This is a genomic window from Variovorax sp. TLI9-5A (assembly GCF_056867935.1).
In genome coordinates this window covers 4,614,244-4,639,721 of sequence record NZ_CP200310.1, presented here as the reverse complement: position 1 = coordinate 4,639,721, position 25,478 = coordinate 4,614,244, and the positions used below count along the sequence as shown (strand labels likewise).

23 protein-coding genes and 1 pseudogene are annotated in these 25,478 nt (G+C 68.2%); 14 read left to right on the top strand and 10 right to left on the bottom strand.

Features of this window, described 5'->3' with window-relative positions; all coding sequences use genetic code 11:
• Window positions 1-17: 17 nt before the first annotated feature.
• Both mutS and AC1VNX_RS21975 read right to left on the bottom strand, forming a co-directional pair.
• Window positions 18-2,647, bottom strand: a pseudogene (gene mutS / locus AC1VNX_RS21980) (DNA mismatch repair protein MutS).
• Between the two features lie 87 nt (window positions 2,648-2,734).
• Window positions 2,735-2,974: an XRE family transcriptional regulator gene (locus tag AC1VNX_RS21975; protein WP_483159398.1), complete on the bottom strand. Its 240-nt coding sequence runs from the start codon at window positions 2,972-2,974 to the stop codon at window positions 2,735-2,737.
• Between the two features lie 180 nt (window positions 2,975-3,154).
• Between AC1VNX_RS21975 and AC1VNX_RS21970 the strand changes: the two genes are divergently transcribed.
• Genes AC1VNX_RS21970 through AC1VNX_RS21960 form a run of 3 tightly spaced genes read left to right on the top strand, consistent with a single transcriptional unit; the run spans window position 3,155 to window position 5,258 of the window.
• Window positions 3,155-4,204: an SAM-dependent methyltransferase gene (locus AC1VNX_RS21970; RefSeq protein ID WP_483159396.1), complete on the top strand. Its 1,050-nt coding sequence runs from the start codon at window positions 3,155-3,157 to the stop codon at window positions 4,202-4,204.
• Window positions 4,204-4,830, top strand: a complete 627-nt coding sequence (locus tag AC1VNX_RS21965; protein WP_483159394.1) for a DUF6134 family protein — start codon at window positions 4,204-4,206, stop codon at window positions 4,828-4,830. The genes AC1VNX_RS21970 and AC1VNX_RS21965 overlap by 1 nt, the downstream gene beginning before the upstream one ends.
• A complete protein-coding gene (locus tag AC1VNX_RS21960; RefSeq protein ID WP_483159392.1) occupies window positions 4,827-5,258 on the top strand; it encodes a DUF2177 family protein in 432 nt (143 codons plus the stop codon). The genes AC1VNX_RS21965 and AC1VNX_RS21960 overlap by 4 nt, the downstream gene beginning before the upstream one ends.
• Here the strand turns inward: AC1VNX_RS21960 and AC1VNX_RS21955 are convergent.
• Together AC1VNX_RS21955 and AC1VNX_RS21950 are read right to left on the bottom strand one after the other, a co-directional pair.
• On the bottom strand, window positions 5,221-5,877 hold the full coding sequence (locus AC1VNX_RS21955) for a ChrR family anti-sigma-E factor (RefSeq protein WP_483159390.1): 657 nt from the start codon (window positions 5,875-5,877) through the stop codon (window positions 5,221-5,223). The two genes, AC1VNX_RS21960 and AC1VNX_RS21955, sit on opposite strands and share 38 nt — an antisense overlap.
• A 5-nt stretch (window positions 5,878-5,882) precedes the next feature.
• Complete coding sequence (locus tag AC1VNX_RS21950) at window positions 5,883-6,467, bottom strand: sigma-70 family RNA polymerase sigma factor (RefSeq protein ID WP_483159388.1); 585 nt, start codon at window positions 6,465-6,467, stop codon at window positions 5,883-5,885.
• Between the two features lie 175 nt (window positions 6,468-6,642).
• On the opposite strand from AC1VNX_RS21950, the gene AC1VNX_RS21945 reads away from it, so the two are divergent.
• The 4 genes from AC1VNX_RS21945 (at window position 6,643) to AC1VNX_RS21930 (ending at window position 10,666) form a co-directional block, all read left to right on the top strand.
• Window positions 6,643-8,037: an NAD(P)/FAD-dependent oxidoreductase gene (locus tag AC1VNX_RS21945; RefSeq protein WP_483159386.1), complete on the top strand. Its 1,395-nt coding sequence runs from the start codon at window positions 6,643-6,645 to the stop codon at window positions 8,035-8,037.
• Window positions 8,034-8,822 carry a DUF1365 domain-containing protein gene (locus AC1VNX_RS21940; protein ID WP_483159385.1) on the top strand — a complete coding sequence of 263 codons (789 nt, stop codon included), beginning with the start codon at window positions 8,034-8,036 and terminating at the stop codon, window positions 8,820-8,822. The genes AC1VNX_RS21945 and AC1VNX_RS21940 overlap by 4 nt, the downstream gene beginning before the upstream one ends.
• On the top strand, window positions 8,819-10,048 hold the full coding sequence (locus AC1VNX_RS21935) for a class I SAM-dependent methyltransferase (RefSeq protein WP_483159383.1): 1,230 nt from the start codon (window positions 8,819-8,821) through the stop codon (window positions 10,046-10,048). Before AC1VNX_RS21940 ends, AC1VNX_RS21935 begins: the two co-directional genes overlap by 4 nt.
• A 63-nt stretch (window positions 10,049-10,111) precedes the next feature.
• The gene (locus AC1VNX_RS21930; protein WP_483159381.1) at window positions 10,112-10,666 is read left to right on the top strand and encodes a DUF2878 domain-containing protein; all 555 of its coding nucleotides are present in this window, start codon (window positions 10,112-10,114) and stop codon (window positions 10,664-10,666) included.
• Between the two features lie 37 nt (window positions 10,667-10,703).
• Here the strand turns inward: AC1VNX_RS21930 and AC1VNX_RS21925 are convergent, their stop codons facing one another.
• The gene (locus AC1VNX_RS21925) at window positions 10,704-12,221 is read right to left on the bottom strand and encodes a sensor domain-containing diguanylate cyclase (protein ID WP_483159379.1); all 1,518 of its coding nucleotides are present in this window, start codon (window positions 12,219-12,221) and stop codon (window positions 10,704-10,706) included.
• Window positions 12,222-12,460: 239 nt separating this feature from the next.
• On the opposite strand from AC1VNX_RS21925, the gene AC1VNX_RS21920 reads away from it, so the two are divergent.
• The 3 genes from AC1VNX_RS21920 (at window position 12,461) to AC1VNX_RS21910 (ending at window position 15,513) form a co-directional block, all read left to right on the top strand.
• Window positions 12,461-13,438, top strand: a complete 978-nt coding sequence (locus tag AC1VNX_RS21920) for a magnesium and cobalt transport protein CorA (protein ID WP_483159377.1) — start codon at window positions 12,461-12,463, stop codon at window positions 13,436-13,438.
• Window positions 13,439-13,510: 72 nt separating this feature from the next.
• The gene (locus AC1VNX_RS21915) at window positions 13,511-13,984 is read left to right on the top strand and encodes a MarR family winged helix-turn-helix transcriptional regulator (RefSeq protein ID WP_483159375.1); all 474 of its coding nucleotides are present in this window, start codon (window positions 13,511-13,513) and stop codon (window positions 13,982-13,984) included.
• The gene (locus AC1VNX_RS21910) at window positions 13,981-15,513 is read left to right on the top strand and encodes a DHA2 family efflux MFS transporter permease subunit (RefSeq protein WP_483159373.1); all 1,533 of its coding nucleotides are present in this window, start codon (window positions 13,981-13,983) and stop codon (window positions 15,511-15,513) included. The genes AC1VNX_RS21915 and AC1VNX_RS21910 overlap by 4 nt, the downstream gene beginning before the upstream one ends.
• Window positions 15,514-15,543: 30 nt before the next feature.
• On the opposite strand, the gene AC1VNX_RS21905 is transcribed toward AC1VNX_RS21910, so the two are convergent.
• Together AC1VNX_RS21905 and AC1VNX_RS21900 are read right to left on the bottom strand one after the other, a co-directional pair.
• Window positions 15,544-16,380 (bottom strand): siderophore-interacting protein, encoded by an 837-nt coding sequence (locus AC1VNX_RS21905; RefSeq protein WP_483159371.1) that lies wholly within the window; start codon window positions 16,378-16,380, stop codon window positions 15,544-15,546.
• Window positions 16,381-16,436: 56 nt separating this feature from the next.
• Window positions 16,437-17,018, bottom strand: a complete 582-nt coding sequence (locus AC1VNX_RS21900) for a PadR family transcriptional regulator (protein ID WP_483159369.1) — start codon at window positions 17,016-17,018, stop codon at window positions 16,437-16,439.
• Window positions 17,019-17,426: 408 nt separating this feature from the next.
• Here AC1VNX_RS21900 and AC1VNX_RS21895 point away from each other — a divergent pair, with 408 nt between their 5' ends.
• Window positions 17,427-18,236, top strand: coding sequence for a DUF1266 domain-containing protein (locus AC1VNX_RS21895; protein ID WP_483159367.1), 810 nt, complete (start codon window positions 17,427-17,429; stop codon window positions 18,234-18,236).
• On the opposite strand, the gene AC1VNX_RS21890 is transcribed toward AC1VNX_RS21895, so the two are convergent.
• The 3 genes from AC1VNX_RS21890 to AC1VNX_RS21880 all read right to left on the bottom strand — a co-directional run bounded on the left by AC1VNX_RS21890 (window position 18,209) and on the right by AC1VNX_RS21880 (window position 22,001).
• A complete protein-coding gene (locus AC1VNX_RS21890; RefSeq protein WP_483159365.1) occupies window positions 18,209-20,104 on the bottom strand; it encodes a sensor histidine kinase in 1,896 nt (631 codons plus the stop codon). The two genes, AC1VNX_RS21895 and AC1VNX_RS21890, sit on opposite strands and share 28 nt — an antisense overlap.
• 95 nt (window positions 20,105-20,199) lie before the next feature.
• The gene (locus tag AC1VNX_RS21885) at window positions 20,200-21,444 is read right to left on the bottom strand and encodes a PrsW family intramembrane metalloprotease (RefSeq protein ID WP_483159363.1); all 1,245 of its coding nucleotides are present in this window, start codon (window positions 21,442-21,444) and stop codon (window positions 20,200-20,202) included.
• Window positions 21,441-22,001, bottom strand: a complete 561-nt coding sequence (locus AC1VNX_RS21880; protein WP_483159361.1) for a hypothetical protein — start codon at window positions 21,999-22,001, stop codon at window positions 21,441-21,443. The genes AC1VNX_RS21885 and AC1VNX_RS21880 overlap by 4 nt, the downstream gene beginning before the upstream one ends.
• 96 nt (window positions 22,002-22,097) lie before the next feature.
• Here AC1VNX_RS21880 and AC1VNX_RS21875 point away from each other — a divergent pair, with 96 nt between their 5' ends.
• From AC1VNX_RS21875 to AC1VNX_RS21865, 3 genes are all read left to right on the top strand, one after another.
• Entirely contained in the window at window positions 22,098-23,012 is a 915-nt protein-coding gene (locus AC1VNX_RS21875) for a protein NO VEIN domain-containing protein (RefSeq protein WP_483159359.1), read from the top strand.
• Window positions 23,013-23,125: 113 nt separating this feature from the next.
• Window positions 23,126-24,463, top strand: coding sequence for a glycosyltransferase family 2 protein (locus AC1VNX_RS21870; protein WP_483159357.1), 1,338 nt, complete (start codon window positions 23,126-23,128; stop codon window positions 24,461-24,463).
• A gap of 20 nt (window positions 24,464-24,483) precedes the next feature.
• Window positions 24,484-25,434 carry a hypothetical protein gene (locus AC1VNX_RS21865; RefSeq protein WP_483159355.1) on the top strand — a complete coding sequence of 317 codons (951 nt, stop codon included), beginning with the start codon at window positions 24,484-24,486 and terminating at the stop codon, window positions 25,432-25,434.
• Window positions 25,435-25,478 lie beyond the last annotated feature (44 nt).

Genomic DNA, 25,478 nt, shown 5'->3' with positions numbered 1-25,478 from the left:
GCATGAACTGTGCCGGGTCATGCGGCGCCGAGTTCACGTTTGTTCAGTTTCTGAAGGGCATACAAGGCATCGAGGGCCTCGCGCGGGCTCATCGTGTCGGGGTCGAGCGCGGCCAGCGCGGATTCTACGGCGCTGGCCATGGGTGTTTCGGCCACGGGGGGCGGAGCGAACAGGTCGACCTGTGCACGAGTTTGCGCATGCTGCGATTCAAGTGCCTCCAGCGCCTGCCGTGCATGGTTGACCACCGCCGCGGGCATGCCCGCGAGCCGGGCCACCTGGATGCCGTAGCTCTTGCTGGCCGGGCCGGGCTGCATTTCGTGCAGGAACACGATGTCGCGGCCCGCCTCGGTGGCGCTCACGTGCATGTTCACCGCGCCGTGGTGCGTGGCCGGGAACTCGGTCAGCTCGAAATAGTGCGTGGCGAACAGCGTGAAGGCCTTGCTGCGGTCGTGCAGCTGGGCCGCGATGCCGGCGGCCAGCGCCAGCCCGTCGAAGGTGCTGGTGCCGCGGCCGATCTCGTCCATGAGCACCAGCGACTGCGCCGTGGCGCTGTGCAGGATCTGCGCCGCTTCCGTCATTTCGAGCATGAAGGTCGACTGCGCGTTGGCCAGGTCGTCCGCCGCGCCGATGCGGGTGTGGATGGCGTCGATGGGCCCGAGCCGGCAGGCGGCCGCCGGCACATGCGAGCCGATGGAGGCCAGCAGCACGATGATGGCCACCTGCCGCATGTAGGTCGACTTACCGCCCATGTTGGGGCCGGTGATGACCTGCATGCGCTGCTGCGGCCCGAGCTGCGTGTCGTTGGCGATGAAGCCGCCCGACGATTTTCGGCCAGCCGTGCCTCCACCACCGGGTGGCGGCCCTGCTGGATCTCGATGCAGGGGTGCGACACGAAGCTGGGCGCGCGCCAGTGCAGCGTGTGCGAGCGCTCGGCCAGCGCGCACAGCGCGTCGAGCGTGGCGATACCGCCGGCGAGCTGCGTGAGCGCGGGCACCGAGGGCTGCAGCGCGTCGAGCAACTGCTCGTAGAGCCACTTCTCGCGGGCCAGCGCGCGGTCTTGCGCGCTCAGGGCCTTGTCCTCGAAAGCCTTCAGCTCGGGCGTAATGAAGCGCTCGGCGTTCTTCAGCGTCTGGCGGCGGCGGTAGTTGTCGGGCACCTTGGAGAGGGCGCTCTGCGTCACCTCGATGTAGAAGCCGTGCACGCGGTTGAACTGCACCCGCAGGTTGCTGATGCCGGTGCGCTCGCGCTCGCTGATCTCGAGCTTGAGCAGGAAGTCGTCGCAGTTCTCGCTGATGGCGCGCAGCTCGTCGAGCTCGGCGTCGTGGCCGGTGGCGATCACGCCGCCGTCGCGCACCAGCGCGGACGGATCGGGCTTGATGGCGCTGGTCAGCAGGGCGGCGCAGCCCGGCGGCGGGGCGAGCCGCTCGGCGATCTGGCCGAGCAGCGCGGAAGAGCCGGGCAGCATCGGTGCCAGCTGCTGCGCCTTCGACAGCGCCAGCTGCAGCGCCAGCAGTTCGCGCGGGCGCACCTGGCGAAGCGCGATGCGCGCGGCGATGCGTTCCACGTCGCTGGTGTTCTTGAGCTGCTCGCGCAGCGATCGCCAGGGCGCCACGGTTGCGCTGAGCACAGTGGCCTGCAGCGCGCCGATGGCTTCGAGCCGGCCCTGCGCCTCGGAGCGGTCGCGCCGGGGCGAGAGCAGCCAGCGCTTGAGCAGGCGGCTGCCCATGCCGGTCATGCAGGTGTCGAGCAGCGAGAACATGGTGGGCGAGTCTTCGCCGCGCAGCGTCTGCACCAGTTCGAGGTTGCGCCGCGTGGTGGGCGGCAGCTCGATCAGGTCGCCGTCGCGCTCCACCGACAGCCGCTGCACATGCGAGAGCGCTCGGCCCTGGGTGTGTTCGGCGTAGCCCAGCAGCGCAGCCGCCGCGGCATGCGCGTTGGCGAGCGATTCGGCATTCCAGGCCGCAAGGCTGTTGCTGCCCATCTGCTCGGCCAGCTTGCGCTCGCCCAGGCCGCCGTCGAACTGCCAGGCCGGGCGCAGCGAGAGCGTGAAGGGCGTGGCGGCGCGCGCGGCCTTCAGGCGCTGCTCGAAGGCGGGCGTGACTTCGGCGCTGTAGAGCAGTTCGCTGGGGCCGATGCGCGCGATCCAGGCTTCGAGCGCGTCGGCCGGGCACTCGGCCAGCCGCAGCTCGGCGCCGGTCACGCTGAGCCACGCGAGGCCGCAGACGTTGCGCGTGCCGGCGTGCACCGAGAGCAGCAGCGAATCGGCCTTGTCGTTGAGAAGCTCGGTGTCGGTCAGCGTGCCGGGCGTGACCACGCGCACCACCTTGCGCTCGACCGGGCCCTTGGCGGCGCCCACTTCGCCCACCTGCTCGCAGATGGCGACCGATTCGCCCAGCTTGATGAGCCGCGCCAGATAGGTGTCGACCGAATGGAAGGGCACGCCGCACATCACCACCGGCTGGCCGGCCGACTGGCCGCGCTGGGTGAGCGTGATGTCGAGCAGGCGCGCGGCCTTCTCGGCGTCGGCCCAGAAGAGTTCGTAGAAATCACCCATCCGGTAGAACAGCAGGGTGTCCGGATGGTCGGCTTTCAGGCCCAGGTACTGGGCCATCATCGGCGTGTGCCCAGAGAGGTCTGTCTTGGTCATTTCAATCAGTTGCTTGCGATCCGTGCCGCCGGCGTGCGGGGCAGGTGGGGGACATTCCTCGGCATTTTCCGTGCGGCCCGCCGCTCCTTATCCGGCACGACGGGCGCCCTCCAGCTCCAGCGGCCACTGCCTGGTCTTGAGCATGAACAGCTCGAAGAGGCCCGGCGCCATCGAACGGTCGCCGGCCTCCCACTGCTGCCATCCGCGCAGCGAGGCCTGAACCGTCTGCGCGGCCTCGGTCTGCGTGAGGCCCGCGGCAATGCGGGCGTCGCGGACGGCGGCGGGCGAGGGGCTGGGGTGCCTGTTCGGGGAGTGCATGGAAGACATGGCGCATGGACGCCTGCGCGCACGGGTGAAAGTGCCGCGGGCATTCTACGTTCAATGCGCGTATCGCCAGCCCGCGCGAGGCGCCGGATTCGTCGCCGGCCTGAGCGGAATTCCGTCGCGCGGTGATCTGTCGCGCCCGGTCTTGCGTACCACGGGATCAACCACAGCCGACGTCCTGCCATGCCCCGAGCTTCCAGCGCCTCCGCCGCCATCCACTGGGTCGAACAGGGTCTGGTGCCCGACGGCGCCGTCCGCATGGGCGTGCGGCGGCTGCTGCGCCAGCGCCTGGCCGAACTGGACAGCGGCAACCCCGAGGCCGTCGCGCGGCACTCGCAGGCATTCTTCGACGAGCTGCGCAACGCCCCGCTGGCCCTGCTGCCCGAGAAGGCCAACGAGCAGCACTACGAGCTGCCCGCCGACTTCTTCGCCGCCGTTCTGGGCCCGCACCGCAAGTACAGCTGCTGCTGGTGGCCCCAAGGAGTGGAGACGCTGGAGCAGGCCGAGGCGGCGGCGCTGGCCGAGACCTGCGCCCGCGCGGGCCTGGCGGACGGGCAGCGCATCCTCGAGCTCGGCTGCGGCTGGGGATCGCTGAGCCTGTGGATGGCCGAGCGCTTCCCCGGCTCCCGCATCACGGCGGTGTCCAACTCGCATTCGCAGCGTATGTTCATCACCGCCGAGGCCGCGGCGCGCGGCCTCGGCAATCTCGAAGTGATCACCTGCGACTTCAACGACTTCGAGACGGCCGAGCGCTTCGACCGGGTGGTGTCGGTGGAGATGTTCGAGCACCTGCGCAACTGGCCGCGCGCCTTCTCGAACGTCGCGCGCTGGCTCCATCCGCAGGGGCGCTTCTTCATGCACGTGTTCGCGCACCGCGAGGCGCCGTACCCCTTCGAGGTGCGCGATGCGAGCGACTGGATGAGCCGCTACTTCTTCTCCGGCGGCATGATGCCCAGCGACGACCTTGCCCTGCGCTGCCAGGACGACCTGCGCCTGCTGGAGCAATGGCGCTGGAACGGCCGCCACTATGCGAAGACCTCCGCTGCCTGGCTGGCGCGCATGGACGCCCGGCGCGACGAGCTCATGCCGCTGCTGGTTGCCGTCTACGGAGAGAGCGAGGCGCCAATCTGGTGGACACGCTGGCGCCTTTTCTTCATCTCGGTGGAAGAGTTGTTCGGCTACGCCGAGGGCGGCCAGTGGTGGGTCGGCCACTACCTGTTCGAGAAGCGCTGATGCCGGCGCGCGCCCTGGCTTTCGCCCTGGTGCTGGCGGCCTGCACGGCTTGCACGGCCTCGGCGCAGGAAAGCGCGATCGAGGAAGGCGAGTGGAACTTCACCGCCACGCTCGACGGCAAGCCGATCGGCACGCATCGCTTCGTGGTCGGCGGCAGCGCGGCGGCGCGCAGCGTCGACAGCCGCGCCGAATTCGTCGTGCGCATGCTCGGCGTGCCTGTCTATCGCTATCGCCATCACGCCGAGGAGCGCTGGGCCGGCGACTGCCTGCGCGAGCTGCGCGCCGACACCGACGACGACGGCACCCGCCAGCAGGTCGCGCGCCGCTTCGACGGCGAATGTGCGATGAGCTTCTCGTACTGGAACCCCAGGCTGCTCAAGCAGCAGCGCCTGGTCGATCCGCAGGCCGGCAAGCTGGAGCCGGTGCGTTTCGAGCCGCTGCCCGACACGAACATCGAGGTTCGCGGCCAGGCCGTGCGGGCGCGGGGCTGGCGCCTGCAGGCCGCGCAGCAGCGCATCCGCATCTGGTATGCCGCCGACAGCGGACGCTGGATCGGGCTCGACGCCGAGACCAAGGGCGAGCGCCAGCTGAGCTATCGATTGACTTCCACTCCCGCCGCACCATGAAACCTTCCCCGCGCACCCTGTTCGTCGCCTATCTGTCGGCGCTGCTGAGCTTTCTGCTGCTGGATGCCGTGTGGCTCTCGCTGATGGGGCCGCGTCTTTACAAGCCGGCGCTCGGGTCGTTGATGGCGTCCGACATCGACTGGCTGGCGGCGGTGCTGTTCTATGCCATCTACCTGGCCGGGCTGCTTGTCTTCGCAATCGCACCGGCCCTGGCAGAAGGTGCTCCAGGCGCGGCGCTTTGGCGCGGCGCCTTCTTCGGGCTGGTCGCCTACGCCACCTACGACCTCACCAACCAGGCCACGCTGCGCGACTGGCCCTGGGCCATCACCGTCGCGGACCTGGTGTGGGGCAGCTTCGTGAGCGGCGTGTCGGCATGGGCGGCGGCGCGGCTCACATCCCGACGAGCGAACCCAGCACGCGCGCGATAGCGCTGTCGAAGCGCAGGCGGCCGTCCAGGGAGGCCAGGCAGATGCACTCGCTGCCGTCCTGGACAACGGGCTGGTGGTGGATTTCGCCATCCGCCGCGTCGAAATCCCCGGGGCCGAACAGGGCCCGCCCGTCGTGGAAGCGGCCGTGCAGCACCTGGGTCAGCTCCAGCCCCTGGTGCGTGTGCTGCGGCAGGTACTTGCCGGCCGCGATGCGCAGCAGGAAGACGTTGGCGTCCGGCGCGTCGGGCACGCTCACGCGGCTCCAGCGCATGCCGGGGGCGATCCAGCGCCAGGGTGTGGCGCTGCAATGGGCGAGGGCGCGCGGCCAGCGCGCGCCGGGCGGCAGTGGCGGCGGCGCGCTGACCCGCACGGGCGCAGCAGGCGCGCTTTCGAGCGCGTCGATGGAGGCCCAGGCGCGCGCGAGCGCATCGTCGGCCATGGGGGCGGCCTCCAGCTCGTCGAGCATGACGCCGCCCAGGGCGTCGAGCGTGCGCGCGCGCTCGCGGCACAGCGGGCAAAGTTCCAGGTGGCTGGCCAGGACCAGCCGCGTTCCGGCCGGCAGCTGGCCGGAGGCCCGGGCAAGCAGCAGTCCATCGTCGGGGTGGTGTCGGATATTCATCGTCGTCAGCGTTCCAGCAGGCGGCGCAGTTGGGCGACCGCCAGGCGCACGCGCGACTTCACCGTGCCCAGCGGAATGTTCAGCTGGGCCGCGATGCGGGCATGCGGCTCGTCTTCGAAATAGGAAAGGTGCAGCACCTGCTGTTGCTCGGGCGGCAGCAGTTGCAGGGCGCTGCGAAGTCGTTCGTTCTGGCGCGAGGCGTGCAGCCCGTCGTCGAGCGCGGCGTCGTCCGCCTGAAGCAGGTCGAAATCGAACTCCTCCTCGGCCGACTCCACGCCCTGGCGCCGCCGGAGCGCGTCCACGCGCAGGTTCCGCGCGATGGTGAAGATCCAGGTCGAGACGGCGGCCTGCGCCGGGTCGAACAGCGCGGCCTTGCGCCACACGCTGACCAGGGCCTCCTGTGCCAGCTCCTCGGCCTGCAGCTCAGGGCTGCCGATGTGCATCAGGTAGTGCTTGACGCGCGGCGCGAAGTGCGAGAACAGCTGCGCGAACGCGTCCCTGTCCTGCCGTTCGGCCACGGCGGCCAGGGCCTGGGCCCAGAGGTCGTCGGATCGGCGCGGCGGCCTGGAGTCGGTGGCTACAACGGTCAAGCTGGGTGCTCGGCGGCCGCGGGACATGGCAATAGCCGCAGGTTGGTTGGATGGGACAGGAACGGCGGCCATGCTAACCCTTACGCAGCCCGACCGCGATCGGATCATCGCGGCAACGCGCCATGGTCCAAACGGCGGTTTCCTGCGTAGAGGCTCCAAGACTTCGGGACGCACCATGCCGCCTTTCCACGCCCAGCCCACCGTTCCCACCGCACCAGCCTTGCCGGCCCGGGGCCAGCGCATCGCCGTCGTCGGCACCGGCATCTCGGGCCTTTCCTGCGCCTGGCTGCTTTCCCAGGGCTCGCAAGGCCACGAGGTGACCGTGTTCGAGAGCGAGTCGCGCCTCGGCGGCCACAGCAACACCGTGGATGCACCCGTGCGTGAAGGCACGGTGCCGGTGGATACCGGCTTCATCGTCTACAACGAGCCCGCCTATCCGAACCTGACCGCCTTATTCCGGCACCTGAGCGTGCCGACCGCGGCCTCCGACATGTCCTTCGCCGTCAGCCTCGATGCCGGCCGCCTCGAATACGCCGGAACCGACCTGCGCGGCCTGTTCGCGCAGAAGCGCAACCTGGCGAGCCCGAGATTCTGGTCGATGCTGCGCGAACTGCTGCGGTTCTACCGCGAGGCGCCGCGCGATGCCCGGCATGCCGGCGACCAGGCGCTGGACGACTACCTGGACGCCCGCGGCTACGGCCGCGCATTCCGCGACGACCATCTCTATCCCATGGCGGCCGCCATCTGGTCCGCGCCCGCCGCGCGGGTGGGGCGCTATCCGGTGGCGGCCTTCGTGCGCTTCTGCGAGAACCATGGCCTGCTCCAGATCAGCGACCGGCCGGTCTGGCGCACCGTGGCCGGCGGCAGCCGCGAGTACGTGCAGCGCCTGAGCCGGCCTTTCGCCGGCCGCGTCCACCTCGACAAGCCGGTGCTCGAACTGCATCGCGAGGCCGGCGGCGTGCGGCTGCGGACGACCGGCGGCTGGTGGCCGCAGCGCTTCGACCAGGTCGTTTTGGCGACCCACGCGGACAGATCGCTGGCGCTGCTGCCTGACGCATCGAGCGCCGAGCGCGCCCTGCTGGGCGCATTCCCCTACAGCCGCAACCTGGCCGTGCTGCACCGCGACCCGGCACTGATGCCGGCGCGCCGCGCCGTGTGGTCGAGCTGGAACTACCTCGGGACGCGCGGCAGCGGCGCCGCCCCGACGGTGACCTACTGGATGAACCGGCTGCAGCCTCACCTGCCGCAGGGCCCGCAAGCCGAGCCGATCTTCCTGACGCTGAATCCCGTCACCGGTCCGCGGCCCGAGCACCTGATCCGCACGGAGGTCTACGACCATCCGCTGTTCGATGCCGCCGCCATGGCCGCGCAGCGCCACCTCTGGAACCTGCAGGGCCAGCGCCGCACCTGGTTCTGCGGCGCGTACTTCGGCTCCGGCTTCCACGAGGACGGCCTGCAGGCCGGCCTGGCGGTCGCCGAGGCGCTGGGCGGCGTTCGCCGGCCCTGGCACGTGCCGCAGGAGTCCGGGCGCATCCACCTGCCCCAGTCGGTGCAGGCCGTCGCGCCATGAGCGGGCAGGGCGGTTCGGCGCTCTATGTCGGGCGCGTCATGCACCAGCGGCTGCGGCCCAGGCGGCACCGGCTCGCCTATCGCGTCTACAGCGTGCTGATCGACATCGATGAGCTGCCGCAGTTGAACGCCCGGCTGCGCCTGTTCTCGGTGGACCGCTTCAACCTGTTCAGCTTCCATGCCGCCGACCACGGCGACGGCTCGGGCCTCGACCTGCGGGCCCAGCTGGAGGCGAGGCTGCGAGAGGCCGGCCTGCCCACGGGAGGAGCGATCCGGCTGCTGGCCATGCCGCGGCTGCTCGGCCACGTCTTCAATCCGCTCAGCGTGTGGTTCTGCCATGCGCCGGGCGGCGAGTTGCAGGCGATGGTCTACGAAGTCAACAACACCTTCGGGCAGCGGCACAGCTACCTGATCCCGGTGGCCGACGCCGCCGCCCCGGTCATCGACCAGCACTGCGACAAGCGGATGTATGTCTCCCCGTTCAACGGCATGGACCTGCGCTACCGCTTCCGTATCGCGCCGCCTGGCGAGGCGGTGTCGATCGGCGTGAGCGTGCACGACGCGGCCGGCGCCGTGCTCAACGCGCGCCTGGACGGCCAGCGCGCGCCGCTGGGAGACCTCGCGCTGCTGCGCGTCTTCCTGACCCATCCGCTGCTCACTCTCAAGGTCGTCGCGGCCATCCACTGGCAGGCACTGCGCCTGTGGATCAAGCGCGTGCCACTGCATCCGCGTCCGGCGGCCCCGGAGCGCGACATCACCATCGTTTCGACGAGCGAGACTCCATGAGCCTGCCCACGCCCTCCGCCCCCGCCGCCAATCCCGCGCTCGACGCGACGCCGTCCTTCTCGCCGCTGCGGCGGCTGCTCGCGCGCACGCGTTTCGGCCGGCTGGCGCTCGCGCTGCCCGGCGGCCGCAGCATCGAGGTGGCCGGCCGCGAGCCCGGCCCGCATGCCAGCCTGCGCCTGCTGAGCTGGCGGCCGATCGTGCGGCTGCTCATGCAGGGAGACCTCGGCCTGGCCCTGAGCTTCCGCGACGGCGAATGGGAAAGCCCCGACCTGCTGGCCCTGTTCGAATTCGGCCTGGCCAACGAGGCCGCCTGGGGCTCGCTTCTGAAGGGCCGCGGCCCCTCGCGCTGGCTGGCCCGGCTGCTGCACCTGGCGCGCAGGAACAGCCGCAGCGGCAGCCGGCACAACATCTCCTTCCACTACGACCTGGGCAACGCGTTCTACCGGCTCTGGCTCGACGACAGCATGCTGTATTCGAGCGCGCTCTTCAGCGACGAAGCCGACGACACGCTCGAGGCGGCCCAGGCGCGCCGCCTGGAGGCCATCCACCGCATGCTCGACACCCCGCAGGGCGCAAACGTGCTCGAGATCGGCTGCGGCTGGGGAACCCTGGCCGCGAGCCTGGCCCGCCGGCACGAGGCGCGGGTGACGGGGCTCACGCTGTCGGCCGAGCAGCTGGCCTTCGCCCGCGAGCGCGGCCTGGCCTGGGGCGTGGCCGAGCGGCTCGACCTGCGGCTGCAGGACTACCGCGACGTGCAGGGCCGGTTCGACCGCATCGTGTCCATCGAGATGATCGAGGCCGTCGGCGAGGCCTATTGGCCCGCGTACTTCGCGACCTTGCGCGACCGCCTCGAGCCCGGCGGCGTCGTGGTGCTGCAGGCGATCACGATCGCCGACGAGCACTTCGACGGCTACCGCCAGGGGGCCGACTTCATCCAGCACTGCATCTTCCCGGGCGGCATGCTGCCCAGCCCGCGTGCGCTGCAGGAGCAGGCGCGGCGCGCGGGGCTCGTCATCGAGACTTCGCACTGCTTCGGCATGGACTATGCGCGAACGCTCGCCGAGTGGCGGCGGCGGTTCCTGGCGGCCTGGCCGCAGATCGAGCCTCTCGGCTTCGACGCGGCGTTCAAGCGCCTGTGGACCTACTACCTCTCGTACTGCGAGGCCGGTTTTCGCTCCGGCCGCATCGATGTGGGCCTCTACCGGCTGCGCGCCGCCGAGGCCTGAGCCGGCAGGCTGCCTGCGCCACCGGCATCGCCGCTGCCGACTTCCGCTGATACGCCCGATCCGATGAAGACCCTGCTGCGCCGATACGGCCTCACCGTTCTCATCCTCGTGGTTTTCCAGGCGGCCTGGTTCGCCTGCGTGCTGGGCGCCGCGCGTGGCGCGTCCGGCTGGGGCGTGGCGGCGTGCGCCGGCGCCGTGCTGCTGAACGCGTGGCTCAGCGATGCGCGCCGCGACGAGCTGCTGCTTGCGCTGTGCGCGGTGCTTCTGGGCCTGGCGTGGGACACCGCCATGGCGCGTTGCGGCGTGGTCGTCTACGCCTCGCCCGGGCCCTGGCAGGGCCTGGCGCCCGCGTGGATCCTGGGACTCTGGGCGCTGTTCTCGACCACGCTGCGCGGGCCGCTGCGCTGGCTGCACGGTCGCTGGCTGCTTGCAGCCGTGGCCGGCGGCGTGGGCGGTGCGCTTTCCTACGCGGCCGCCGTGCGAATGGGGGCCGGCCAGTTTCCCGAGCCCGGCCGGGCGCTGCTGGTGCTCGGTGCCGGCTGGGCCGTGATGACGCCGCTGCTCGTGGAGCTGGCGCGCTGGCTGGGGGAGCGCGCAGCCCGCCGCATGGTCCGGTGAGCCTTGCCGCCTGGGGCCGCTTGGGGCCGCGTGGCATTCAGCCGTTCGCGGATTCTTCCTGGCTGACCCAGCAGTTGCGCCCGCTTGCCTTGGCCTTGTACAGCGCGGAATCCGCCGCCTCGACGAGCCGTTGTTCCGCGCCGCCGGACTGCGAGCCCTGCAAGGTGGCCGCGCCGATGCTGATGGTGACCTGCCCGTGCGGGCTTGCGCCGTGCGGGATGCCGAGCGCGCGGACGTGCCCGAGCATCAGTTCGGCGACGCTGCCGGCGCCCGACGGGTCGGTGTTGGGCAGGATGATCGCGAGTTCCTCGCCGCCGTAGCGCGCGACCAGGTCGCCCGGGCGCCTGACGCCCTGCTTCAATGCCGTTGCGACTGCCTTGAGGCACTGGTCGCCGGCGACGTGGCCATAGGCGTCGTTGAAGCGCTTGAAGTAATCCAGGTCGAGCAGCAGCAGCGACAGGGGCGTGCCTTCCCTTGCCGCGCGGCGGGATTCCTGCGCCAGCATCTCGTCGAAGCTGCGGCGATTGTCCAGGCCGGTGAGCTGGTCCTGCGTGGCCAGGATCTCCAGCCGGCGGTTGGCCTGCAGCAGGTCTTCGCGCGCGGCCAGCAGCGAGGCCTCGGCGCTGATGCGGCGCTCGATGTTGACGATCAGCCGCCATCCGATGGCCGCCACCGCCGCCAGCAGGGCCCCGACGACGCCGATCGTCAGCAGTGCCTGGTGCCTCCAGGCCCGCAGAGCGTCGTCCCGGCCGAGCGACACGGTGGTCAGCACCGGGTAGCGGTCGCTCTTGCGGAAGGCGTAGAGCCGCTGGGTTCCGTCGAGGCTGGAGCGGAACGCGGCGGTGCCCGAGGCCTCGCCGAAGTGGCGCTGGAAGTTGGCCGACCTGGAAAGGTCGTGGCCGATGTCCTGCTCGCGGTAGGGGTAGCGCACCAGCACCTGCCCGTCGTTGGTGGTCAGGCTGATGGTGCCGCTGTCGCCGAGGTCGATGGTTCCGAAGGCGCGCAGGAAGTTTTCCAGGCTCAGTCCGATCACGACCACGCCCGCGAACCTGGCCTTGCCGTCTTCCAGGCGCCGGCTGACCGTGATTCCCCATTCGCCGGTGAACGGGTTGCGAAGCGGCGGGCCGATGAACATGTCCGGCGACGGGCTGTCGCGGTGGTGCATGAAGTAGCCGCGCGTGGTGCTGTTGGTGCCCGGCGGAACGCTCCCCTTGGAATACATCAGCCAGTTGCCCCGGGCATCGAGGATGGCCAGGCCGTCGAGCTGGTCCAGCAGGCGCTTCTGGCGCGTGACCAGCGACTGCACGCGCTCCAGGTGTTCCGGGTCATCGGGCTCCGCCTCCAGCGTGTTGGCGGCGCCCTGCAGCAGCATGTCGCTCTGGATGAAGATGCCTTCGGCGTAGGTGTTCAGTGCCTTGGCCAGGTTCAGGTTGTTGGTGGAGATCGAGGCCAGCGCCTGGTTGCGCGCCACCCAGAGCTGCCATGCGGTGGCGGCCGGTACCGAGACCATGACGGCCAGCAGCAGGGATCTCGCAAGGCGAACGTCCCGTCTCAATTGCGCACTCTCTCTGACGAATCTGTTTTCATGGTTTCCTCTCCCTGCCTTCTTGCGCAGCGCCCGATTCGCGCCGCCACTCGTTTTCTTGTCTTGTCTACCTGTTTTTCCGCTTCGCCGCGCGGATCGCCCCGCACTCTATCCGACCAGGCTGAAGCCTCGGTGGCAGCCGGGCAGGGTTGCCGGATCGCCGTGGCACCATCGACGGCTTCCGCCAACGCGAACCATGAGGGATACCGATGCTGATCAACTGCGTCGCCTACGAAAACGGCTCCAAGCTCGCCGACATATCGGTCGAGGACATCAGCGAATACATCAGCCGGCCCGGCTGCTTCGTCTGGGTGGCGTTGAGCGATGCCTCCGACGAGGAACTTCGCGAGATGCAGAAGGAGTTCGGCCTGCATCCTCTTGCGGTGGAAGACGCCCACCACGGCCACCAGCGCCCGAAGATGGAGGAATACGGCAACTCGCTCTTCGTCGTCATGCACCTAGTGGAGCCCTCGGCCGGGGACGAGCACAGCATGAACGTGGGCGAGGTCGACGTTTTCGTCGGTGCCAACTACGTGCTGTCGGTGCGCAACCGCAGCAAGCAGGGCTTCCTGGGCGTGCGCGAGCGCTGCGAGCGCGAACCCGATCTGCTGCGCCACGGCGCCGGCTTCGTGCTGTACGCGCTGATGGACGCGGTGGTCGACCGCTACTTCCCGGTGATCGACGCGCTGGAGGTGGAGCTGGAATCCATCGAGCAGCAGATCTTCGGCCAGGGCGGCGCGGCGCGCGACAAGATCAAGCAGCTGTACGACCTGAAGCGGCGCAGCATGGTGCTCAAGCGTGCCGTGGCGCCGCTGGTGGAGGCGGCCGGCAAGATGCACGGCGGGCGCGTGCCGCAGATCTGCATGAGCTCGCAGGAATACTTCCGCGACGTGGGCGACCACCTGGTGCGCATCAACGCATCGATCGACGCGATGCGCGACACCATCGCCACGGCGATCCAGGTGAACCTGTCGATGGTCACCATCGAGGAAAGCGAAGTCACCAAGCGGCTGGCGGCCTGGGCCAGCATCTTCGCGGTGTGCACCGCCTTCGCCGGCATCTGGGGCATGAACTTCGAGAACATGCCGGAGCTGAAATTCCGCTACGGCTACGGCATCGCGCTGGGGCTGATCGTGAGCACCTGCGGCTATCTCTATTACCGGTTCAGGCGCGCAGGGTGGCTCTAGAGACTCCCAAGAGCCTCGGATGCCCGCATTGCTAATGCTCAACTAATAAACATGTAGACAATCAAGTCCCTTATGAAAAGGGACTTCACGCAGCGCTTCGGCTTCCTCGTCAAGAGCGTGGGCAAGCTCTACGGCGAGGAGTTCGACCGCCTCGCGCGCGAGCGCATCGGACTCACCAGCGCACAGTGCCGCCTGCTCGGCGCGCTGGCGATGCACGGCGACGAAGGTGAGCCGCTCTCGCAGGCCGAACTCGCCCAGCGGCTGGACCTGACCCCCATGGCCGTGGCCGGCCTGTGCGACCGCATGGCGGCTGCCGGCTGGATACGCCGCGAGCCCAGCCCCACCGACCGCCGCGTCAACAGAATCCACCTCGAGCCCAGCGCCGAGAAGGCGCTCGACAGCGCCCTGAGCATCAGCGACGGGCTCAACGCCCGCGTGATGTCGGTGCTGTCGCAGGCCGAGCGCGCCCAGTTGCTGGGCCTGCTCGCGCGGGTGCACGGCAGCCTCGTGGAGATCACCTCGCCGGCCGGCCGCAAGTCGTCATGAGCGTCGCGCCCGGAACCACCGTGCCGCACCGCGGCATGATCACCATCTCGATCATGCTGGCGACCATCATGCAGGCGCTGGACACCACCATCGCCAACGTGGCGCTGCCGCACATGCAGGGCAGCCTGCAGGCCTCGCAGGACCAGATCACCTGGGTGCTCACCTCGTACATCGTGGCCTCGGCCATCGCGCTGCCGCTCACGGGCTGGCTGTGCGGGCACTGGGGGCGCAGGCGCGTGTTCATCATCTCGGTGATCGGCTTCACCGTGGCCTCGGCGCTGTGCGGGCTGGCGACTTCGCTGGTCGGCATCGTGGCCGCGCGGCTGCTGCAGGGCATCTTCGGCGCGGCGCTGGTGCCGCTGTCGCAGGCGGTGCTGCTGGACATCAACCCGCGCGAGAAGGTCGGCCAGGCCATGGCGATCTGGGGCGCGGGCATCATGGTCGGACCCATCCTCGGGCCGCTGCTGGGCGGCTGGCTCACCGAGAACTTCGACTGGCGCTGGGTGTTCTTCATCAACCTGCCGGTGGGCGTCTTCGCCTTCTGGGGCATCGCGCGCTACCTGCCCGAGAGCCGGCCGCAGGGCGAGAGGCTGGACATCTTCGGCTTCGTCACTCTGAGCATCGCCATCGGCATGCTGCAGCTCTTTCTCGACCGCGGCGAGCAGCTCGACTGGTTCGAGTCATGGGAGATCAAGCTCGAAGCGGCCGCAGCGCTGGTGGCCTTCTGCTTCTTCGTGGTCCACACCTGGACGGTGCAGGGTGTGTCTTTCTTCGACCGCGACCTGCTGAAGGACCGCAACTTCGTCACCGGCCTGCTGTTCGCGTTCATCGTCGGCATGATCCTGTTCGCGACCATGGCGCTGCTGCCCAACTTCCTGCAGGGACTGATGGGCTACCCGGTGATCTACACCGGCGAGGTGACGGCGCCGCGCGGCGTGGGAACGATGATCGCGATGATCATCGTCGGGCGGCTGGTGCAGCGCATCGACGTGCGCGCGATCATGGCGCTGGGCTTCGGCCTCACGGCCTTCTCCCTCTACCAGATGACGCGGCTCACGCTGCAGATGGACAGCACGCTGATCGTTGTCTCTGGCTTCATCCAGGGGCTGGGCATCGGCTTCACATTCGTGCCGCTTTCCACCGCAACCTTCGCCACGCTGGCGCCGAGGCTGCGAAACCAGGGCACTCCCATCTTCAGCCTGCTGCGCAACATCGGCAGCAGCGTGGGCATCTCGATCGTGCAGGCGCTTTTGACCGAAGGTTCGAGCAAGGCGCATGCGCAGATCGCATCGACCGTTGCGCCGGGCAACGCGGCGCTCGCGACCCTGCCGCAGATGATGTCGCCCGACACCGCGACGGGGCTCGCTCTGCTCAACGCCGAGGTGACTCGGCAGGGCGCGCTGATCGGCTACCTCGACGACTTCGCCATCATGATGATCATCACGGTGCTGGCGATTCCGCTGCTGCTGCTGATCCGCAGCCCGAGGCGCAGCGCGGCGGCGTCGGGGCCGGCGGAAGTGCCGCACTGAGCCGAGGCAGAAGCGCGAGGCTCGCGCGGCTTACTCGTCGTGCGAATCGTGCGTGGCCACCGCGCCACGGCGCCAGTAGCCCGAGGCCCGCGTCCACTTCGGGTTCGCGCCGCGCTCGCCCACCAGGTGCGCGCGCAGCGCCTTGGCGATGGCCGATTCGCAGCCCACCCACGCGTGGAAGTCGCCGGCCGGCAACTGCATGGCCTTGAGCGTGTCGAGCAGCACGGGGCTCAGGCCCGGCTCGGCGCCTTTGCGATGCGCCCATTTCAGCGTGAGCTCGGCCTTCGTCTCGAACGGGAGCTCGTCGGCTTCGCTGTCGACCTCGGCCAGCACCACCGCGCGCGCGCCGGCCGGCAGTTCGGCCAGGCGCCGCGAGATGGCGGGGAGGGCGGTGTCGTCGCCGATCAGCAGGTGCCAGTCGAACTCGGTCGGCACGATGAACGAGCCGCGCGGGCCGCCCACGCCGAGGATGTCGCCGGGTTTCGCCTGCTCGGCCCACTGCGTGGCGGGGCCGGCTTCGTGCAGCGCGAAGTCGATTTCGAGCGTGCCGGCTTTTGCGTCGTGGTGGCGCGGCGTGTAGTCGCGCATCGTGGGGCGTCCCTCGGGCCAGACGGGGCCTTCGGGGCCCATGGCGGGCAGGCTCAGCTTGCCGGTTGTGGGGTCGGGAAAGAAGATCTTCGCGTGGTCGTCGAAACCCGGGCTCTGAAAGCCCGCGAGGTCGTCGCCGGTGAGCGTGACGCGGATCAGGTGCGGCGTCACGCGTTGCACCGTCTTCACCGCGAGCTGGCGAAAGCGCAGCTCGTGACGCACGCGGCGGGGCGTGCGGTCTGGCGCGGTGGACGCTGGTGATGTACTGAAGTCAGTCATTGCGGAAATCCTGTTGCGAGACAGGGTTGGTTGGGATTCGTGTTGTCGGCGGCTCCTCAGATCCTTTCGATCTGCTGGGCCGCGGCGTCGAGCACCGCGGCGAATTCGTGCGCCTGCTGCTCGGTGAGGGGCGCGCCCGTTAGGCGCATGCGCATTGCCATCTTGAGGTTCTCGATCGAGCGCGTGACCTGCGGCGGGCGCCCGCCGCGCGGGCCGGCGCCGTCGACGCCGCCGCTCATGCGGGCCATCATCGCGTCGGCCATCTCGCGGTTGGCTTCGAGGAACTCGCGGCCGCTGGCCGTGATGCTGTAGCTCTTGCGGCCGCTGCCGTCGGCGGTCTCGACGCTGAGGTAGCCCATTTCCTCGAGCAGCGTGAGGGTGGGGTAGACCACGCCGGGGCTCGGCGCATAGCTGCCGCCGAGGCGGTCTTCGATGGCCTTGATGAGCTCGTAGCCGTGCGAGGGCTTGTCGGCAATGAGCCGCAGCAGCACGAAGCGCAGGCCGCCATGGCCGAACACGCGCCCGCCGCCGCCTCCGCGCCCGCCGCGATGTCCGCGGCCGCCGGAAAGGCCGTCTTCATGTTCGCCGCGGGCGGTGCGGCAGTGGTGATGGCCGTGGCCGAAGTGGAAATGTCTCATGGTGGGGGACCTTCTCGAAGTATGTCTGAATTATTTTAGATATATCTAAAATAAAGTCAAACCGATACCCAGCTAGGTGAAACACAGCGAATGCGGCTTGCGGTGCCGCCGGCACGTTTTCTGATCCGCGTCCGTCAGGGAAGTCCTGACCGGAGGCGCTCACGACAAGGGGAGGCGGGCGTGTAGCCCGTCTTCCTCTTTCCGTTCCTGCTCTCATTGCGGTGCGAGTGAAGAATTCATCAGAATCCAGCCCAGCCGTTCTGTGTAGCATCGCCCCCTTTGGGCTGCTGCTTGCCGTTTGCGCCAACCTGGCGCCGGTTCGCCACTCGAGCGGCCCCACCATGTTTCAACCAGCCCGGCATGCATCCGCTGTTGATGCGTGCCCCGCTTCGATCACGAGGGATTCAAATGGGGATGATGGATGCGCTCGGCCACGCGCTGATGGACAACCAGGAGCTTCACTTCGACACCACCGCCGATGCCAATGCGCTCTCAGGCGACGAGCAGTGGCTGGTCACGCTCAGCGCGCCGCTGTCGGCCTTCAACGGCGACTACGTGAACGCGGTGCTCACAGGCAAGGACAACGACGTGCTGCGCGAAGGCATCGCCGACGTCTGGAGCGTGAACGACCGCGCCAGCTTCGAGCAGACCGCCCGTTGGCTCACCGAGGAAGGGCAGCGCTCGGCGTACGCCCCGCTGTGGAAAGCCGTCGCCGCCATCGACACCGCAACACAAGACACGCCCATGGTCCTGCGCATGGTCATGGATGCCTTCTTTCCCTCGTTCTTCCAGATCAAGGCGCGCAAGAGCCTGGACTACCGCGAGCTGGCCGCGCAGAGTGGCAAGTCGACGCAGGAACTGGCCGCGCTGATGATGGGCAGCCCGAGTTGGGTCGAGGCGCTGCGCAAGCACTTCCATGTCTCGCAAGCCGAGGTGCCCAGCCTCGTCGCGTGGGACGCCGTGCGCCTGGCCAGCCTTTCGCGCTGGGCGGTGCAGCTCGGCTACATCGAGCGCGCGGAGTTTGCAGGCTTTGCGGGCGGCCTCGCCAGGCAGGTGCGCGAGGCGTACAGCAGCTGGTCGCAGGTGAGCGCGGCGTACATCGCGGGCGGGCTGATCTGGAAGTACTCCGACGCGCGCGAAGAGCACCTGCTGCGCACCAACCGCATGCTGCTGAGCGAGGCGCGCAGCCCTTATCGCAGCGTGCCGTTCGCCGGCTGAAGCGTCGACCGATCGATCTCGGGCCCGCTCGATGCCACCGGCACCGGCAGATGGAGCAGCAGGCTGGTTTCCCCCGGCTGCGAGCGCACGGTGAGCGTGCCTCCCAGCGCGACAGCGCGCGAGCGCATGTTCGTCAGGCCCTTGCCCGCGAACACGGCCTGAGTGTCGAAGCCCCGGCCGTTGTCGCGCAGTTCGATCTCGATGGCGCGCCCTTCGGCGCCTTCGATCAGCCTCGCGCCAAGGCTGGCCTGCGTCGCCTGCGCATGCGCCATCAGGTTGCCGAAGGCCTCGAACAGCAGCATCTGCAACTGGTGCGATTCGCGTGCGCTCCATCCCGTCATCGTCGGCAGGGAGCCAACGTCCCAGGCTAGATCGATGCCTGAGGCCTGCAGACGCGGACCGAGCCGGTAGCGCACGCTGCCGAGCGCGGAGGCCACGTCGCCTTCGCAGCCGTGCATCGCGTCCACCGTGAGCTTGAGTTGATCCACCGCGTCGCGCAGGTGCAGCGCCACGTCGCCCATTGCGGCGCCGGGCTGCTGCGCCATCTGCAACAGGCCAACCAACTGGCCCCCTAGGCCGTCGTGCAGGTCCTGCGTGAGGCGCTGGCGTTCTTCGAGCGCGCCGCGCGCCTTCTCGCCTTCGCGTTCGCGCACGAAGACGGCTTCCAGCGCCGCGTTGCGCTCGGCCAGTTCGGCTTCGAGCGAGGCGTTCATCTGCGCCATCGCGCGCACGTCCTTGCGCATGCGCTCGGCGATCACCCAGGCCAGCGAGATCGCGAAGCCCACCCAGGCAAAGCGTATCCACGGCACCACCGAATAAGCCTCGGGCGAGGTGCGCATCACCCAGTTGTCGCGCGCGGCGCTCAGCACCACCAGCACCACCGCCACGCCCAGCACGCGGTGCTCCAGCACCGAGCTGCGCACCGCCACCCGCAGCACGACCACCACCATCGCCAACCCGGACAGGAGAAAGAGAATCTGCCATGCCGGCATCAGCCACAGCAACGGCACCGTGATGCCGATCGTGGCCGTGACCGGCGCCAGCAAGGCCAGCAGACCCAGGAAGCGCGCAAGCCGCGTGTCGCCCTTGCCCACCACCGCCAGCGCGAAGCGGCACAAGAGCGGCACCGCCGCCTGGAACGCCGCCAGCGGCACCACGCCCCACCAGGGCCACGGCAGCGGCGCATGCGTGAACAGCACTCGCGCCGTCTGTACCGACCAGAGCAGCTCGCCCAGCCCGTAATAGAGATAGACCGATTCGCGCTGCCGCAGCCACACCAGCAGCGACAGCGCCCCCAGCACGCCGCTCACGATGGCGATGAAGCGCCCGCCACTGATCTGCCAGAAGAGGGCGTTCTCGTACAGCGGCCGAATCTCGGCCTCGGTGCCCGCCACTACGGGCGACAGCCCGCCCTGGCGCGCGGCCTGCGCCGCGATGACGATTTCCACGCGCTGCGAAGAGGCGGCAGAGGTGGAGGAGGCCGGCAGCGCGATGTACTGCGGCGTGAAGGAAGCGTCGTCATACGGCCCCGGCGGAAAGGTGCCGAAGCGCGCCAGTTCCTGCCCGTCCGCCAGCACCCTGAAGCTGTTGCCGATGCGCGGCACGAACAGCGCGCGCGGCACCTTCGGATCGGTGACGGGAACGTCGAACGCGAAAGCCGCCTCGCCATCGACCGCGCCTTGCCGCTGGTCCCAGTTGTAGGGCAGCTGCACCGCGTGCGGCTCGGGTGGCTGGTCCGTGGGGTGCTTGCCATGCAGCGTCAGCGTGAGCTGAGCCTGTTCGACGAGCGTGACGGCCTGTGCGGAGAAGCTCCAGCCGGTGCCCAGCAGCAGGAGCACCATCAGCGCCAACAGGCGCAGTCCAAGCATTTCTTGTTGTTGTCGACGCATGACGCGTACGACTTTAGCAATCTTTTTTCACAATTCGGGGCAGGAATTGCCCGTCATCGCGAGAAACCAACGCCTCAGGTCTTTGCCGTGATTCCTGCAGCGATGATCGGATCGAGCTTGGCGCGCAGCCGCCTCACGGCCGTTTCGTGCTTCAGCGTCTGCGGCCCTCGGCCGTAGGTCGCCGCCTTGCGGATCAGCCGCAACTGTTCACGCTGCAGATGCGTCTTCAGCCGCCTTGCGCGCCAGCCATAGGTCCAGCCCATTTCGCGGCGCACCTTGTAGCGTTGCATCGGCGCGCCCAGCCGCACCCATTCGTCGTCGCGGATCAGGTCGCGCTCCGGCACGAACCACGCCGCCAGCGCATGCAGGTAGGTGCCGTTCTCGCGTGCGGCAACGTGCCAGAAGAGGGCGGCCACGATGATCGCGGGCAGGCCCTTGATGACCAGCATCACGGCCATTTCGCCGTAGCCGCCGTCGAACAGGTCTTCGAGAAAGGGCGAGTTCCAGATGAAGTGCATCGCCCACGCGAGCACGAAGCACAGCACCGCGACCGCGACGCGCACCACCTTCGGCCGCTGCGGATGCAGCAGGAACCACGCGACGCCGAAGGACGCGATCGTCGTGTAGGCCGCGTGGCTCCACAACCCGCTCAGCAGCCCGCGCGTGAACAGGTTCAGAAGCACCGGATAGACCTGGTTCTCCAGCGGAAAGTGCACCGCCGACTTGACCGTGTAGCTCAGGTTCTCGACCACCTGGAAACCCAGCCCCACCATCGCGCCGACGATCAGCACCGACAGATACGTCTGGAACTGGTTGCGCGCCACCAGCACCAGCAGCACGACGCCCGCGAGCTTCAAAAACTCTTCCGTCACCGGCCCCGCAATAGCCGGCCCCCAGGTGGCGACGAACTCCGGCGAGATCAGCTTGGCGCACAGGCTCTGGATGGCGACGTTGGCCGGCGCCGCGAAGTACACGGCACCCATGCCGCCCCAGGCGAAGGCCAGCACGTAGGCCTCCGTCGGGTGCTGCTCAAGCAGGTCCAGCGTGCGAAAGGCCTGCACGAAAAGCATCGTGTAGATGCCCCACACCGTCAGCCCCAGAAAGGCCGTCACCGGCACCACCCGCACCCCCAGCGAGAACATGTAGACCGTGTAGAACAGCCCGTTCAATATCAGCGCCGCCAGTACCCAGAAGGCCACGCGCCGGGGCTGGAAGAAGGAGTCTGTGCCGACAGGCCAGCCGGCCACTTCCGTCACCTGCGGGCCGTTCGGGCCCCCTTGGCCGCCCTGGTCGCCCCGGTCGAACACCGGCATGTTCATTGCGGCGCCTCCAGGTCCATCGAGTCGAGCATCGAGCGCGCCTCCTGCAGCGCGTCGTCCATGCCATCGCTGGAGCCCCAGAAGTCGATCTGCACCAGCGACTTGCGCCGCACGTCCACCACCTGCCAGAACCGACCCGCCAGCTTCGAGCCGTAGTACGCGAAAGTCTTGCCCTGCAGGCCCCAGGAGGTGATGAAGTCCGACACGTCGCCGTCTATCTGCAGGCGCTGGCCGCGCTCCATCAGCCGCTGCTGGCGCACCAGCGGGCCGTCGGGCCCGCCAGCCCACGGGAAGGTCGTCACCAGGAATTTGTGGCCGCCCTTGAAGAGCATCAGCGACTGGCCCGCCTTGGAGCGCGAAACGTCCATCTCCCAACCCTCGGCCGGCACGAACCTGGCCTGTCCCGCCTCGACCGTCTCGCCCGGCTGCAGCGGCCGGTTTCCCGGCGTGTGGCGGTCCCAGAAGGTGAGGCCGCCCACGTAGGCGGCAATCGCGAGGAGCACCGCCAGCGCCCCAGGCCAGGTGCGATACGGTATGCGGCGTGAGGGCTCGTTCATCCTTTGATCGTGCCATACGATTGCCCGCGGACGCGCGCCCGCGCCGGGCGATGCGGCATACTCCCCACCCCCTCAAACTCAGCAGAATTCCACTGAATGGACAAGGAAGTCGACCCCCGCGTACTCACTGTGATCGACGAGATGCGGCTCAAGGGCCCGCGGCTCACGCCGGTCGAGATCGTCGCCAAGATGGGTGTGTTCGACGCGCGCGACAAACCATTCGAGCACGCATGGCTGGCCACCGGCGACAACGTCATCGCCACCATCTGGGCCGAATGGGTCAACGTGTCGGCCAACGGCCGCTGGTTCTACCTTGAATCGCTCGACGTCCACCACCGCGCCGGCGGCGGCGAGCGCAACGCCCAGCAGCTGCAGCGCGCCAAGGACAGGCTTGCGCTGCTCAAGCGCAGCTACGACGCCGGCAGCGGCTTCCGCGCAGTGGTGCAGACCAACCGCATCGCCATTCTCGAAGTCGAGAGCAACAAGGACGCCAAGGTGTCCACCCGCGTGCGCGACGACGACGAATGGCACGTGGCTAGCTGGGAACCCGAACAGAAACTCGCCGTGCTCGTGCGCGGCCCGCGCGGCTGGGAGCCGGGCGAAGCCGAAGTGCAGGCCGCCAGGGAACGCGGCAACATTCCGCAGAAACTCTCCGCCGCCGCCAAGGCCGCCGACGACGACAAGGCCTCGCCCGAAGCCGTGCAGGCCGCCGCGCTCGAATACGTCGTCAAGCACTTCACCGGCTACGGCTACAAGGCCGAGAACATGACCGGCAAGGGCTTCGACCTCGAAGTCTCCAACGCCAAGGGCCAGACCCTGCTGCGCGTGACCGTCAAGGGCACCGCGCCCGGCGTGCCCAGCTTCAAGCTCAGCAAGGAAGAAAGCGATTGCTCCGTGCGCGAGCCGCTGTGGCGCCTGCTGGTGGTAACAGATGCCGGCACCGGAATGGCGCAGCACAAGATCTACAAGCCGAACGAAATCAACTCGGCTCCTGGCTACGACCCCTCGTAAATAGCCCTCGCGCAGGCCAATGCGCGACTGTTGCAAACATGTCTCAAAGGGGTAACGAGACTATTCATCGCCTTCGCGGAAGATTACATTTCGCGGAACTGTCAAAAGGCGATATGAACGAGAGCAGCCGAAAGACGCAGCATTCGATGATCTACCTGCCCGTGTCAGGTAAGTTCCTAATAGCGTTGATTGGCTCTGCGGCATGGGTTGCCTTTTCGATCTGGGCCGCGCAGGCCTGGATGGCCGATTTGAAAGGTCATATCGGCATCGTGCTGGCTGTTTTCCTGGTCTATGGCATTGCCATCGTTCCAGGATTCATGAATGCATTCCTGGCCATCAGCCTGCTTCTGGACAAAAGGCCGCCGCATACCGCGCTCTCCGTCTATCCCCCGATATCCATCCTGATTGCCGCCTACAACGAGGAAGCCTCCATCGAGGAAACCCTCGTCAGCATCGAGCGGCAGAACTACCCGGGCGAATTGCAGGTCATCGTGATCAACGACGGCTCCAAGGACGGCACCGCCACCGTCGTCGAGGGCGCCCGCACCCGATATCCGTGGATCACCTTCGTCGATTTGAAGCAGAACGGCGGCAAGGCGCGTGCCTTGAACATCGGCTTCAAGCAGGTGCTGCACGAGGTCGTCATCACCGTCGATGCCGATTCATTCCTCTACAAGGGCGCGCTCACCAGCATCGTCGAGCGCTACCGCTCCGACCCGCCCAATACGCGTGCCGTTGCCGGAAAGATCCTGGTGCGCAACTCGCGCTACAACTGGATCACCCGCTGCCAGGAGTGGGACTACTTCCACGGCATCGCGGCCATCAAGCGCGTGCAGTCGCTCTTCCAGGGCACGCTGGTGGCGCAGGGCGCGTTCTCCCTGTATGACCGCGACGCGCTCGAGGAGGTCGGCGGCTGGCCCGAGTGCGTGGGTGAAGACATCGTGCTCACCTGGGCGCTGCTGAAGGCCGGCTACCGCATCGGCCATTGCGAAGACGCCTGCCTCTTCACCAACGTGCCCACCAGCATCCGCCAACTGGTGAAGCAGCGCCAGCGCTGGGCGCGCGGCATGACGGAGGCTTTCGCCAAGCACCCGGGCATTCTTCTGCAGCCCCGGCTTTCGACCTTCTTCATCTACTGGAACCTGCTTTTTCCGTGGCTCGACCTGGCCTACACCATCGGATTCATTCCGGGGCTGGTGCTCGCGCTCTTCGGCTATTTCTGGATCGTCGGCCCGATGACCCTTGCGCTCATACCGGCCGCATTCGCATTGAGCCTGCTCATGTTTTCCATCGAGCGCCGGATGTTCAAGCAAACCGGACTCGTCGTGCGAAAGAATTTCCAGGGCTTCTTCATCTACGTGCTGCTCTACAGCCTGATTCTTCAGCCGGCCAGCGTTCTCGGATATCTGGACGAACTCTTCAAAAGGCCCAAGTCCTGGGGCACCAAATGACCCAGGCATCGATGAAACCGATGACACGACACCCGGCCGCGGCCCTTGCCTTCATTCCGGCGCTCGCACTGCTTGCCGCCGCCCCCTGCAAGGCGCAAGAGGAAGAAAAGCCCAAGACCATGGCCTTCGGCCCCGAGTTCTACCTGACCAACGACAGCGATCATTTCCAGTCGCGCCGCGTGTCCGTCGAATTCTTTCCGGCCTTTGAGAATGCCGACCGCTTCCTCGGCTTCAGGCTCGGCGACTACCGATACAAGCAGGACAGCTGGAAAAGAAGCGGCCAGAAGCTCACCTTCCTCGCCCGCGACATAGAAACCCGAACGGCCGACGGCGGCTCCATGGAAGCCGGCGTGTTCGAGCAGGGCGGCCACACGCTGCTCACGCTCGACGGCAGCTACCGCATATCGCCCACCAAGAGCACGGCAGTCGAATTCCTCGTGACGCGCGACTGGGTCGAAACCCCGAAGTCGCTCGACCGGGGAATCGACTTCACGTTCGTCGGCGTCGCGGCCGACCAGCGCCTGGGCGACCACGTCACCCTGGTAGGCCTCGTCGCGCAGCAGTACTTTTCAGACGGCAACCGGCGAGACCACGGACGCCTGCGGCTCATCTACCAGCCCTCGCTCGACCTCGGGCTCACGCTGCAGGCGCGCTACCGCACATACCGAAGCACCCACGACGACGTCGACAGGGCCTACTTCAACCCCACGAGCTACAGCGAGTCGATGTTCGCCATCGGCTGGCGCCACCGCTTCCAGGGATGGACCGCCTCCGTGACCGCAGGTCTCGGCAACGAGACCATCAACCACGACATGAGCCAGCCCACGAGGCTGCTCGACGTGAGCCTGCAAAGCCCCGTGAGAGGCGCGCATGTGTTCCGCTTCGGTGCGGGGTACAGCCGCAGCACGACGTTTGCGGGGCCGAGCTATCAGTACCGGTATCTGCGGGGGGAGTGGGTCATCCGGTTCTGAGGCTTTGCCGGCCGAGATACCGCCCCAGCAGCGCGCTGAACTGC

Excerpts from the sequence above, each read along its gene's own strand:
- AC1VNX_RS21955 (WP_483159390.1), bottom strand. The coding sequence starts at position 5,877 with ATGAATATCCGACACCACCCCGACGATGGACTGCTGCTTGCCCGGGCC.
- AC1VNX_RS21895 (WP_483159367.1), top strand. The coding sequence starts at position 17,427 with ATGGGGATGATGGATGCGCTCGGCCACGCGCTGATGGACAACCAGGAG.
- AC1VNX_RS21900 (WP_483159369.1), bottom strand. The coding sequence starts at position 17,018 with ATGAGACATTTCCACTTCGGCCACGGCCATCACCACTGCCGCACCGCC.
- AC1VNX_RS21940 (WP_483159385.1), top strand. The coding sequence starts at position 8,034 with ATGAGCGGGCAGGGCGGTTCGGCGCTCTATGTCGGGCGCGTCATGCAC.
- AC1VNX_RS21885 (WP_483159363.1), bottom strand. The coding sequence starts at position 21,444 with ATGAACATGCCGGTGTTCGACCGGGGCGACCAGGGCGGCCAAGGGGGC.
- AC1VNX_RS21910 (WP_483159373.1), top strand. The coding sequence starts at position 13,981 with ATGAGCGTCGCGCCCGGAACCACCGTGCCGCACCGCGGCATGATCACC.
- AC1VNX_RS21880 (WP_483159361.1), bottom strand. The coding sequence starts at position 22,001 with ATGAACGAGCCCTCACGCCGCATACCGTATCGCACCTGGCCTGGGGCG.
- AC1VNX_RS21970 (WP_483159396.1), top strand. The coding sequence starts at position 3,155 with ATGCCCCGAGCTTCCAGCGCCTCCGCCGCCATCCACTGGGTCGAACAG.
- AC1VNX_RS21945 (WP_483159386.1), top strand. The coding sequence starts at position 6,643 with ATGCCGCCTTTCCACGCCCAGCCCACCGTTCCCACCGCACCAGCCTTG.
- AC1VNX_RS21875 (WP_483159359.1), top strand. The coding sequence starts at position 22,098 with ATGGACAAGGAAGTCGACCCCCGCGTACTCACTGTGATCGACGAGATG.
- AC1VNX_RS21890 (WP_483159365.1), bottom strand. The coding sequence starts at position 20,104 with ATGCTTGGACTGCGCCTGTTGGCGCTGATGGTGCTCCTGCTGCTGGGC.
- AC1VNX_RS21935 (WP_483159383.1), top strand. The coding sequence starts at position 8,819 with ATGAGCCTGCCCACGCCCTCCGCCCCCGCCGCCAATCCCGCGCTCGAC.
- AC1VNX_RS21920 (WP_483159377.1), top strand. The coding sequence starts at position 12,461 with ATGCTGATCAACTGCGTCGCCTACGAAAACGGCTCCAAGCTCGCCGAC.
- AC1VNX_RS21905 (WP_483159371.1), bottom strand. The coding sequence starts at position 16,380 with ATGACTGACTTCAGTACATCACCAGCGTCCACCGCGCCAGACCGCACG.
- AC1VNX_RS21930 (WP_483159381.1), top strand. The coding sequence starts at position 10,112 with ATGAAGACCCTGCTGCGCCGATACGGCCTCACCGTTCTCATCCTCGTG.
- AC1VNX_RS21870 (WP_483159357.1), top strand. The coding sequence starts at position 23,126 with ATGAACGAGAGCAGCCGAAAGACGCAGCATTCGATGATCTACCTGCCC.
- AC1VNX_RS21865 (WP_483159355.1), top strand. The coding sequence starts at position 24,484 with ATGACACGACACCCGGCCGCGGCCCTTGCCTTCATTCCGGCGCTCGCA.
- AC1VNX_RS21975 (WP_483159398.1), bottom strand. The coding sequence starts at position 2,974 with ATGTCTTCCATGCACTCCCCGAACAGGCACCCCAGCCCCTCGCCCGCC.
- AC1VNX_RS21915 (WP_483159375.1), top strand. The coding sequence starts at position 13,511 with ATGAAAAGGGACTTCACGCAGCGCTTCGGCTTCCTCGTCAAGAGCGTG.
- AC1VNX_RS21960 (WP_483159392.1), top strand. The coding sequence starts at position 4,827 with ATGAAACCTTCCCCGCGCACCCTGTTCGTCGCCTATCTGTCGGCGCTG.
- AC1VNX_RS21965 (WP_483159394.1), top strand. The coding sequence starts at position 4,204 with ATGCCGGCGCGCGCCCTGGCTTTCGCCCTGGTGCTGGCGGCCTGCACG.